The organism is Bifidobacterium margollesii (assembly GCF_002860355.1).
GTDB classification, from domain to species: Bacteria; Actinomycetota; Actinomycetes; order Actinomycetales; family Bifidobacteriaceae; genus Galliscardovia; species Galliscardovia margollesii.
The window spans coordinates 1-10,807 of record NZ_NMWU01000034.1 but is presented as its reverse complement, the minus strand read 5'-3'; the positions used below and the strand labels follow the sequence as shown (position 1 = coordinate 10,807).

8 protein-coding genes and 1 other RNA gene are annotated in these 10,807 nt (G+C 63.7%); 1 reads left to right on the top strand and 8 read right to left on the bottom strand.

Annotated elements, in window-relative coordinates; translation table 11 throughout:
• On the top strand, positions 1-555 hold a 555-nt coding region (locus Uis1B_RS09200), incomplete at its 5' end, for an IS30 family transposase (protein WP_133124909.1).
• Here Uis1B_RS09200 and Uis1B_RS09195 read toward each other — a convergent pair.
• The 8 genes from Uis1B_RS09195 to Uis1B_RS09160 all read right to left on the bottom strand — a co-directional run.
• Complete coding sequence (locus Uis1B_RS09195) at positions 545-1,192, bottom strand: PTS transporter subunit EIIC (protein WP_101617647.1); 648 nt, start codon at positions 1,190-1,192, stop codon at positions 545-547. The two genes, Uis1B_RS09200 and Uis1B_RS09195, sit on opposite strands and share 11 nt — an antisense overlap.
• A 523-nt stretch (positions 1,193-1,715) precedes the next feature.
• Positions 1,716-2,423 (bottom strand): GntR family transcriptional regulator, encoded by a 708-nt coding sequence (locus Uis1B_RS09190; RefSeq protein ID WP_101617645.1) that lies wholly within the window; start codon positions 2,421-2,423, stop codon positions 1,716-1,718.
• 190 nt (positions 2,424-2,613) lie between these two features.
• A complete protein-coding gene (locus Uis1B_RS09185) occupies positions 2,614-3,780 on the bottom strand; it encodes a DNA polymerase III subunit delta' (protein WP_101617643.1) in 1,167 nt (388 codons plus the stop codon).
• On the bottom strand, positions 3,777-4,505 hold the full coding sequence (gene tmk, locus Uis1B_RS09180) for a dTMP kinase (protein WP_101617642.1): 729 nt from the start codon (positions 4,503-4,505) through the stop codon (positions 3,777-3,779). The genes Uis1B_RS09185 and tmk overlap by 4 nt, the downstream gene beginning before the upstream one ends.
• Before the next feature lie 141 nt (positions 4,506-4,646).
• Positions 4,647-7,757 (bottom strand): type I DNA topoisomerase, encoded by a 3,111-nt coding sequence (topA, locus tag Uis1B_RS09175; protein ID WP_101617640.1) that lies wholly within the window; start codon positions 7,755-7,757, stop codon positions 4,647-4,649.
• 61 nt (positions 7,758-7,818) lie between these two features.
• On the bottom strand, positions 7,819-9,165 hold the full coding sequence (locus tag Uis1B_RS09170; protein ID WP_101617638.1) for a phosphatase PAP2 family protein: 1,347 nt from the start codon (positions 9,163-9,165) through the stop codon (positions 7,819-7,821).
• Between the two features lie 835 nt (positions 9,166-10,000).
• An RNA gene (gene ffs, locus Uis1B_RS09165) (signal recognition particle sRNA small type) lies at positions 10,001-10,095 on the bottom strand.
• 45 nt (positions 10,096-10,140) lie between these two features.
• The coding region (locus Uis1B_RS09160; RefSeq protein ID WP_133124908.1) for an IS30 family transposase at positions 10,141-10,807 on the bottom strand (667 nt) is incomplete at its 5' end.

Genomic DNA, 10,807 nt, shown 5'->3' with positions numbered 1-10,807 from the left:
GTGCCGCTCGCCGACCGGCCCAAGAGCGTGGACTCGCGCCGCGGGTTCGGTCCCTTCGAGTCCGACACCGTCGTCGGCGCGTCCCCGTCGAAACGGTGCATCGACACGCAGGCCGAACGCAAGAGCCGCAAGCTGTTCGCCCGGTTCATCCCCGACAAGAGCGCGCTGGCGACCGCGCGCGCCGAATACGACATCTACAGCCGGATCCCCGCGCCCGCGCGCATCGACCGCACGTGGGACAACGGCACGGAGTCCTCCTGCCACCTGCTCGTGGACGAGGCGCTGGGCATGCTCACCTACTATGCGGACCCGTACTCCTCGTGGCAGCGGGGCACGAACGAGAACCGCAACGGCAGGATCCGGCGCTACCTGCCCAAGGGGACCAGCTTCGACGACCTGTCGGATGCGGACCTGCAGGCCATCGTCGACGAGATCAACGACACCCCGTTGAAGGTCCTGGGCTGGGAAACGCCCAACGAGGTTTGGTACCGCGAGCTCGGCAAGGTAATGTCAAAGACAAGCCACCCAGAGACGAGTGTTGCACTTACAAATTGAATCCGGGGCCGGTGATGACGATCAGACCGGGGATCAGTGCGGAGAAGGCGTTGCTCACGCCGGCAGGCACGGCATCGGGCATCTTGATCTTGACGTTGTGCTTGATGCAGGCGGTGTAGGTCCAGCCGACGAGCAGGCCCATGATAATGGCGGAGATGATGCCGTTGGAGCCGGTCCAGGTCTGGTTGAACACACCACTGACGGTGACGTCGACGGCATTCTTGGTGGTATCGGTGGCGGCGGCCATGGTGTCCTTGTCGAGCGACATCACCATCGATGACGGAGACACGATGAAGAACGCGACCAGCGACAGCAGACCGGAGGAAATACCGTCGCACTTCTCGTTGCGGGCGTAGGCGTAACCGATGCCGACGGCAACGATGATGGCCAGAATGTTGAATGTTGCGGCGCTGACCTGATTGAGACCGACGTTCCATTCGTCACCGAAGATACCGGCCATCCAGTCGGCATAGCCGGTGACCGGGATGTTGGCGATCAGCAGGAACAGGGAGCCGATCAGCGTGGCCGGCATCGTCAGGATGAAGCCGTCCTTCAAGGCCACCAGCGCCTTGAGGCTGGCGAACTTCATGAAGCCATTGAGCATCGCATCGCCGATGGCTTGCATTTTCTCCTTCATCAATCTTTCCTTCCTTGGAAGACCGCAGGCTACTTCGCCCGCGGACCACAACGTTTTGTTATTCGCAACTCGAAATGTTATTCGAATAACTGTGTCTCAGTGTACATCGCCCTCTATATCGCGTCAAATTCCGGCAACAGCATGCATTTACCTCGAATCAACCCAGCAACGACACCGTTGTGAGCCCTCACACGCACACCCCGAGACACGCCGAGCAGTATTAGTTATTCGAACTTATTTCCAAAACAATTCAATGGTCGCGCCATCGCTCGCCGCACCCCGCCGCAAGGTCACCCCCATCGCGGAACGTCCGCCGTCGCATACGTCTGCTCCGCCTCGCGCAGCTGCTCGGTGCCGCAAGGTCACCCCCATCGCGGAACGTCCGCCGTGCGGCATCTTCGCCGCACGGATCCCGTCGAACATCCCTCATCTATCGCCACCGCACTGTCGCACTGCCACACCACCGTACTGCCACACTGTCGCACCACCGCACCGCCGCAGGCCGGCGCCTCCCGCGAAACACCTACCGCATGGCGGCCATCGAATAGAACCTCGCGTTCTTGTAGTGATACACATTCTTCGAAGCATTGAACAGCCTGCCGTTGGACAGGAACGCATCATCCTCGATGCAGATGGCCGGATCACCCTCGTTCAGCCCCAGCAGCCGCGCGGCTTCGGCCGTCAGCCAATCCATATGGATCACCTTGTCGTCGAAACCAAACGACAGTCCCAGATCATTGCGCATATAGGAATACAGCGATCCACGGGCGATCTCCTCATTGAGATACGGCACGAATTCCTTGAGATACCAAGCCGTCTCATAGCTGATCGGCTGATCGTCCACGCTGCGCAAACGCACCACGCGCCACACCTGATCGCCCTCGGCGCACCGCATACGATGCGCCAGCTCGGCATCCGCTCGAATCAACGCCAGTTCCTGCACAAACGACGATACCTTGCGATCAGGGAAATCCGCGGCGATGCCGTACGACGTACCGATCGGCATGTAGTTGCCGGCACGGTCCTCACGCACGAACACGCCACTGCCCCGCATCGGAAACACCTCGCCGGCGGCGGCAAGCATGGCGATGGCGCCGCGCACGCAATACCGCGACACCCCATACTGCTCGATAAGCTGATCCTCGGTGGGGAGCTTCCCCTTTTCCGAGAATTCCCCCGATGCAATGCGCTTCTGTAGTTTGACCGCCAATTCACGCTGCTTTGCAGACATTCGCACTCCCGCATCTTGAAACCACTCGGAACCTGCCGCGCATCGACATCGATGTTCGTCGCGTCACAGCAAGCACAACTTCAGTTTATTCGAATAACTCTGATTTCGCACGAATAATTCCACATTTCGCACGATTATTCGATCACACGATTCATTTGCCCCCGCACACGCGGCAGCGCGCAACGATTCCTCACGCGATCAACGTGCAGAACAGCGACTCGAACACGAGCAGCGGATTGCCGTTGCCGATCAGTCTTCGCCGTGCCACGCCGACCGCCTCGGCTCGCTCTATGGCGGCTTCACGGGTCAGACGGGACGCGAGATCCGCGATCGCGGTACGGTTCTCCCGGTTGACCAGCCCCACCATGTCTTCGGCGTTGTTCTGCAATACGGCCACGTCACGGTACACGCTGGCGATGGAGTTCAACGCACGGTCGAGCACATCGCGGCTGCGACGCGTGGTTCTGCGCCTCACCTCGTCCTTCTTGCCGAGAGCATTGTAGGCGCTGCGAATCTTCGGGGGGATCTTGTCCTTCTCCCCCAGTCCGTTGACGCGTCGGAACTCGGCCCGGTCGCGCGCAACCTGCCGCTCCACCTCCTCCGCGGCCTGCGCGTTGGCATCGGAGATCAGATGATCGGCGAGCAGCACGGCGTCGGAGGCCCTGGCAAGGTTCAGCACGCCCACGACGAGCGTGTCACGGTCGGTCATCACCCGTTCGTTGACGGCATACAGTCTCGCAATGCCGATATGCCCTTCGGAGAGTCTCGCGGCGCGCGCCGCCACATGCTCGGTGAACCGCTGGTCTTCGGGCAGCGTGGGGTTCACCGTGGTCATGAGGAATTCGGTGACGGCCTTGGCTCCCGGGACCGCAAGGTTCACGACGCGGGTGCGGGATCGGATGGTCGGCAGCACGTCCTGCGCACTGGGTGCGCACAGCAGCCAGATCGTGTGCTCGGCCGGCTCCTCGATCTCCTTGAGCAGCACGTTGGTGGTGCGCTCCAGCATGCGGTCGACGTCCTCGATGATGATGATCCGCCACGGAGCGGATGCGGGCATCTGCTCGGAGGTTTCGATCAGCCCGCGCACTTCGGCGATGCCGATGGTCACCTTGTCGGTGGCGAGCACGGTGACGTCGGGGTGCGTATTGGCAAGGATATGCCGACAGACGGAGCATTCGCCGCAGCCGTGATTCGGGCATTCGAGCGCGGCCGCGAACGCGCGGGCCGTATTGGAGCGCCCGGAACCGGGAGGGCCGCAGATCAGCCAGGACTGTGCGATCCGGGCTGGCGACTGCGCGACGCGCGACAGCAGTTCGACGGTCGGCCGCTGGCCGACGATGGCATCCCACACGCTCATCGGGAATCCCCCTCGGCCGGTTCGGATGTTCCGACCGGATCAGATAATTCGACCGGATCGGCCGAACCGGACGGTTTCGCGGATTCATCCGATCCGACCGTTACGGCCAGCAACGCATCGATATCCTCGCGAATCCGCTCCCATACCCGATCGATGGTCTGCGCGGCGTCGATCACGCGGAATCGGTTCGGCTCGGCGGCGGCGAGGTCGAGGAACGCCTGCCGGGTACGTGATTGGAAATCGTCGCCGGCCGACTCCATGCGGTCCGCGTCATGCTGGAGCCGGGTGTGGGACGCGGCCGGATCCATGTCGAGCAGATAGGTGCGCACGGGCAGCAGACCGTTTGTGGCCCACAGGCTGAGATCACGGATCTCAGCGGCAGTGAGCTCCCGCCCGCCGGCCTGATACGCCAGAGAGGAGTCAAGATACCGGTCGGTGATCACGATCTCGCCACGATCCAGCGCCGGACGGATGGTTTCGGCCACATGCTGGGCTCGGTCGGCCGCGAAGATCAGCGCCTCGGCACGCGGAGCGATGTCGGCGGCGTCCTCGGCGATATTGTGCAGCAGCAGACGACGCAAGGCGGCGCCAAGCGGCGTGCCGCCCGGCTCCCGTGTGACCAGCACCGTGCGGTCACGCGATTCGAGATACTGCCGAAGCCGCTCCACCTGAGTGGTCTTGCCGACGCCGTCAACGCCTTCGAACGAAACAAACAATCCAGCCATGCCCTCTACCGTATCGGCCCGTCCCAACTTTGAGATTCGGCGATCGGATCACACGCCTAATTGGCGAAACCGTTCATGAGGAACGGTTTTTCGCCTTCCTCATGAACGGATCCGCCAAGTAACCGTTGAACCGCGCCCCGACTACTTCTTCTTCGACCTGGAAGTCCTCGATGCGGGCTTGGCCGGAACCACGGCGGGGCGCTCATACCCCTCGTTCGCGGTAAGCCATTCGATATCGCCCTTCACCGTGGCCGCTGTGGAGCCGATCTTCTCGGCGATGCGCGTATTCGCCCAGCCCTTGTCGGCGAGCTTCCTCACCTCGGCACGGCGTTCGGCACGCTTGGCCTCCACGGCACTGACCTTCGGCGTGGCCTTGGCGGGTTTCGCCGCCTTGCCCTTCGCTCCGCCACGACCACCACGACCCCGACCGCGGGTCGAAGGCCCGGCGGCACGCTTCTCGGCCAGCAGACGGAACGCATCGGCCGGGTCGATCGACTCCGGGGAGTACTGCCTCGGCAGCGTCCGGTTCGTCTCGCCGTCGGTGATGTACGCACCGAACCGACCGTCCTTGATCGTCACCGCCTTGCCCGTCTCCGGATCCGGTCCCAGTTCGCGCAGCGGCGGCTTGGCTGCCCCGCGCCCACGACCGCGCCCATACTTCGGCTGGTCGAACAACTCCTTGGCATGCGCCAGATCCACGGTGAAGATCTCGTCCTCGCTGCCCAGCGATCGGGTTTCGGACTTGCCGTCCGCACCGGTCTTGGTCAGATACGGACCATACCGCCCATTGTTGGCCTGAACGGTGAACTCCTCAGGAGCCCCGGTTTCGGCGTTCGTCCCCTCCAGCGTGCCGACGGTACGCGGCAAGCTCAGCAGTCGAAGCGCATCGTCCAACGTCAGCGATTCAGGGGTCATCGTCTTGAACAGCGACGCCATCTTCGGCCGATCCGCCGCCGAACGCTTGCGGGCCGAACGCTTGCGCGGCGCGGGCTGTCCGGCCTCCTCGGCCTTCTTCGCGGCTTCGGCGGCGGCCTTCTCCGCGGCATGCTCGGCATCCATCTGCGCCTGAATCTCAGGGGTGATCAGCGCCACGTACGGGCCGAACCGACCATTGCGCAGCTCCACCGTGCCACCGGTCTTCGGATCGGTACCCAGCACGCGGGGGCCACCGGAGTTGTTGCGGATCAGATCATGCGCCACGTCCACCGTCAGCTCGTCCGGCGCGATGGTGTCGGGAATCGAAGCGTGCTTCGGATTGCCGTCCGCATCAAGCTCCTTCGTATCCTCCAGATACGGGCCGTATCGTCCTACGCGAACGTGAACGCCGTCGCCGATGTCGATCGTGTTGATCTCGCGGGCGTCGATGTCTCCCAGCTGGGCCACCTGCTGCTGCAGTCCGGCATGCGCCTCCTCGGGAGAGCTCACCGTGCCCTCGCCGGTGCCGAAATAGAAGTGGGTAAGCCATTCGCGGCCGGTCTCATGGCCGCGGGCGATCTGGTCGAGTCCGTTCTCCATCTGCGCGGTGAACTGATAATCAACGTACTGCGGGAAGTTGGTCTCCAACAGTTTGATCACCGAAAACGCCAGCCACGAGGGGATCAGCGCACGACCCTTCTCATACACGTACCCACGGTCGATGATCGTGGAGATGATGCTCGCGTACGTCGACGGTCGGCCGATCTCCTTGGCCTCCAAGGTACGGACCAGCGAGGCCTCGGTGTACCGGGCCGGCGGCTGCGTCTCATGACCGTCCGGAGTCACCTCCACCGCGGAAAGCTCGTCGCCCTGCCGCATCGGCGGCAGCGACTCACCCTCCGAGGAGCCGGAGCCGCCCTTGCCGGACTTGTCGCCCTTACCGGGCTGATCCGTCTTGCCGGACTTCACACCGCCATACACCTGCATGAATCCGGGGAACTCGATCACCGTGCCGGATGCCTGGAACATCGCCTCGCCATGCTCGCCGGCATCGGCCGCCAGTCGGACCGTCGCCGTGGAACCGGTGGCGTCGGCCATCTGCGAGGCGAGCGTGCGACGCCAGATCAGCGTGTACAGCTTCAGCTGATCCGGCGGCACCTTCGTCGCCAGCTCCTCCGGGGAGCGGAACGTGGAGCCGGCCGGGCGGATGCATTCGTGGGCCTCCTGCGCACCGGCGGTCTTGGTCACATACTGCTTCGGGGTTTCGGAAAGGAACCGCTCGCCGAACCGCCTGCCGACCTCGGCGCGGGCCGCGGCGATGGCCTCCTGCGACAGCGTGACCGAATCGGTACGCATATACGTGATGTAACCGTTCTCATACAGCCCCTGAGCCGCACGCATGGTGGCGCGCGAGCTCATGCCCAGACGGTTGCCCGCCGTCTGCTGCAGCGTGGACGTGGTGAACGGCGGCTGCGGACGACGACGATACGGCTTGGTCTCCAGCGACCGGACCACGAACGGCACGGAACGCACGGCCTCGGCCACAGCGTTCGACAGCGCCTCGTCCATCACCACCGGCGAATCCTTCACGGCGGCCTCGGTGAGCTTGCCGTCCGCGCCGAAGTCCTTGGAACCGGCGAGACGATGTCCGCCAAGCGAGACGAGGCGGGAGTCGAATCCGGCATCCAGATCGCCGGACGCGGCCACCAGCGTGGCGATCACATCCCAGTACGGCGTGCGGACGAACGCCATGCGCTCCCGCTCGCGTTCGACGATCAGCCGGGTGGCCACGGACTGCACGCGACCAGCGGAAAGACCAGGGCCCACCTTGCGCCAGAGCACCGGAGAGAGCTCATAGCCGTAGAGACGGTCGAGCACGCGGCGGGTCTCCTGCGCGTCCACCATATGACCATCCACATCTCGCGTGGCGGTCAGCGATTTTTTGATGGCCTCCGGGGTGATCTCGTGGAACACCATGCGCTTGACCGGCACCTTGGGCTTGAGCGTCTGCACCAGATGCCACGCGATGGCCTCACCCTCGCGATCCTCATCGGTGGCGAGGTAGAGCTCGTCGGCCTTCTTCAACGCGGACTTGAGTTCCGCGACGGTCGACTTCTTGTTGTCGTTGACGATGTAGTACGGCTTGAACCCGTCATTGACGTCCACGCCGAACTTGCCGAACTTCTCCTTGTGCCCGGCCGGCACCTGACTGGGCTGCGCGAGATCGCGGATGTGGCCCACCGAGGCCATCACCTCATACCCCTTGCCAAGATATCCGCCGATCTTCTTCGCCTTGGTAGGCGACTCGACGATGACGAGCTTGGTGCCGGTAGCCATAGTCAACTCCTCCTTAGATTTCTGCACGCCATCTTAACCATGCCGTCTGCCCACCGTCCGATCATCGACGTTTCGGCGGGGCCGGCGGCGCGCCGACGAGACCGAGTTTCGACAGCGGCGACGCGGTGACGTGCCGCATGGCGAGCGCCAGCCCGAAGACCAGCGAGGCGACGCCGGCGATCATCACCACAGCCGAAACGCTGGACGCCGAAGCCGCCCACTTGGCGCTGTAGGCCAGGCCGGGCGCCAGCTGCCAGATCAGATACGCCGCGTAGCCGCAGGCCATCAGGCCGCCGACGATCATCACCGTACCCACCACCTGCACGCTCACCGAGGAGACGCGCGTGCCCGGCTCGTCCATGCCGGAGCCGCCGGTGAAGGCCAGCGCCAGCAGCGCGACGGCACCGACGAGCAGCAGCGCCATCACCACGTCGGCGGGCCTGTGCCACCCGTCGGCGATCATCGACACGCCCACCAGCGTGACGTAGCAGGCGCCGATGATCGCAGTGACGGCCCGCAGTACGCGCGGCACCACGCACAGCAGTGCAAGCGCCACCACTGCAGCCACGGCGACGTGACCGGATGGCGCGGAATTGCCGGCGGTCTTCAGTGACGACATGTCAAGCGTCTGACGCGGCAGCAGGTTTTTCAACAGTTCGGCGGCGATGACGGCCACGGCCGCGAATCCGATCATCTGGGCCAGCAGGCGCCAGCGCTTGCGTACAACGACCGTAACCAGCGCGGTGAGACCGAACACCGCATCGGGAACCGCCACCACGGACAACTTGACCGGGCCGAGCGCAATGTCGCCGCCCAGCGCGGTGAGGAATCCCGCGAACGCCGAGGAACCTGCCGACACCGCCGCCGACACCATGCCGGAGAAGCTCTCATACGCCAGGTTGTCGTACTGCTGGCCGGTCAGCGTGCGTACGGCCATGCTCCACACGGCCATGGCGATCAGCACCATCAGGATCGGCAGCACCACGCACAGCGTGACGCTCGACCATCGCGGGCGGGCAGCCAGCGGATCGCGCAGGCTCTGCGGAACACCGCCGTCATTGCGGTCGGCGTCGTCCGCCTGCCAACGGTTCGCGGTCAATGCGTCCAGTTCCTCGGAAAGCGACGGCACCACGGGCAGCGGGCGCATCACCGGTTCGGTCGGCAGTGTCGGTTCAGGCTGTGCCGCCGGAGCGGACTGCTGCGGTGCCGCCGGATCGGGCCGCTGTACCGGAGCGGGCCGCTGCTGCGAGGTCGGATCGGACTGCACCATCGGAGCAGACGATGCTTCCGGAGCGGCAGTTCCCGGCACGTCATCAAACCGCAGACGAACGGAACCGGGCCGGGCCGGCGGCATATCGACCGGCTCGACCGGCTCAAGATGCAGATTCTGACGCTTCTTGTCGTTCATAGACACGACTTTAAGGCCGCGCTACGAAAAAGGAACGATATCTCCCGGTTTCCGGCACGTTCGCGGGCGTTTTCACCGCAACACGAAGCCAAGGATCACGGCAATGAACCTCGGCAATGGTCCGCGGACGATCCTGGATGATCCTTCGTCATTCTCAGTGTGTCCCGTTCGCCTTCGAAACGGTTCGCAACAGTCCCGACGCCGCATCCCTCCGCGCACCCCGCATGTCAAACGAAAAGAGTCGTCATATTCAGCCCTGTCATGCGAATTGTGCCGCATGCACTATCACGCGGGCCGGGGGACATCACACGGGCCGCCCGGCCCCCGTGACACGAAACGGCCCACGTAACGTGAAATAACGGCCCACGTGATGCGGAAGCGGCGGCTCACTTTCAATTGAACACACACAGACGCATAAGGGTTCGCGTAATACGCAACCATATCGATCAAGAACCGCAGCCGAATACCCCACGGATGCTCCGGATGGCGACAATCGTCCGCTGTCGCCGAACCCGCACGATGGGAGGACCCGAATGATGGACAAAGGCGCGAATTCGCCCAATTCGCACCGTTATCCATCGAACATCAGACATTGCGACTTCAGAATCGTTGCAATCATGCGGTTTTCGCAATGGAGGACCTTGCCGGACGATGGACGAAGGCAGCATTTACGGCAATATGCACGATCGTCCATCAGCAACAAGGCAATATCAACAGTTCCAGAGAGCCGCAGGCCATCGATCACTGACATCAATATCGATCACGATCATCAATGATGCCGAAACAGAATGCGCAACAGGCAGAATACACAACATAACAGGAAAAAGAGAAAAGAAGAAAAGACCCCTACGCACCCGACAGAGACCACTTACCCTTGCTGCATTCCTGCCCTGGGGGGATTGGGCGGCATGACGCCGCGTAGGAGCCGAATATCCACTATACACGATCCCCGGACCATGCTGCTCAACCCCGGATTCAATTTGTAAGTGCAACACTCGTCTCTGGGTGGCTTGTCTTTGACATTACCTTGCCGAGCTCGCGGTACCAAACCTCGTTGGGCGTTTCCCAGCCCAGGACCTTCAACGGGGTGTCGTTGATCTCGTCGACGATGGCCTGCAGGTCCGCATCCGACAGGTCGTCGAAGCTGGTCCCCTTGGGCAGGTAGCGCCGGATCCTGCCGTTGCGGTTCTCGTTCGTGCCCCGCTGCCACGAGGAGTACGGGTCCGCATAGTAGGTGAGCATGCCCAGCGCCTCGTCCACGAGCAGGTGGCAGGAGGACTCCGTGCCGTTGTCCCACGTGCGGTCGATGCGCGCGGGCGCGGGGATCCGGCTGTAGATGTCGTATTCGGCGCGCGCGGTCGCCAGCGCGCTCTTGTCGGGGATGAACCGGGCGAACAGCTTGCGGCTCTTGCGTTCGGCCTGCGTGTCGATGCACCGTTTCGACGGGGACGCGCCGACGACGGTGTCGGACTCGAAGTGACCGAACCCGCGGCGCGAGTCCACGCTCTTGGGCCGGTCGGCGATCGGCACGCGCATCGGGATGCGCGCCCCCTTCGCCCTCCTGCCCTTCGAACGCGTGCGGTGCCGCTTGCCGCGCGGCAGGTACTGCCTGAGGTCCAGCGCCTTCTGGGGTTTGGCGTAG

Bases quoted from the DNA above. Each gene is read 5' to 3' on its own strand.
- Uis1B_RS09195 (WP_101617647.1), bottom strand. From the start codon at position 1,192: ATGAAGGAGAAAATGCAAGCCATCGGCGATGCGATGCTCAATGGCTTC.
- Uis1B_RS09190 (WP_101617645.1), bottom strand. From the start codon at position 2,423: ATGTCTGCAAAGCAGCGTGAATTGGCGGTCAAACTACAGAAGCGCATT.
- Uis1B_RS09185 (WP_101617643.1), bottom strand. From the start codon at position 3,780: ATGAGCGTGTGGGATGCCATCGTCGGCCAGCGGCCGACCGTCGAACTG.
- tmk (WP_101617642.1), bottom strand. From the start codon at position 4,505: ATGGCTGGATTGTTTGTTTCGTTCGAAGGCGTTGACGGCGTCGGCAAG.
- topA (WP_101617640.1), bottom strand. From the start codon at position 7,757: ATGGCTACCGGCACCAAGCTCGTCATCGTCGAGTCGCCTACCAAGGCG.
- Uis1B_RS09170 (WP_101617638.1), bottom strand. From the start codon at position 9,165: ATGAACGACAAGAAGCGTCAGAATCTGCATCTTGAGCCGGTCGAGCCG.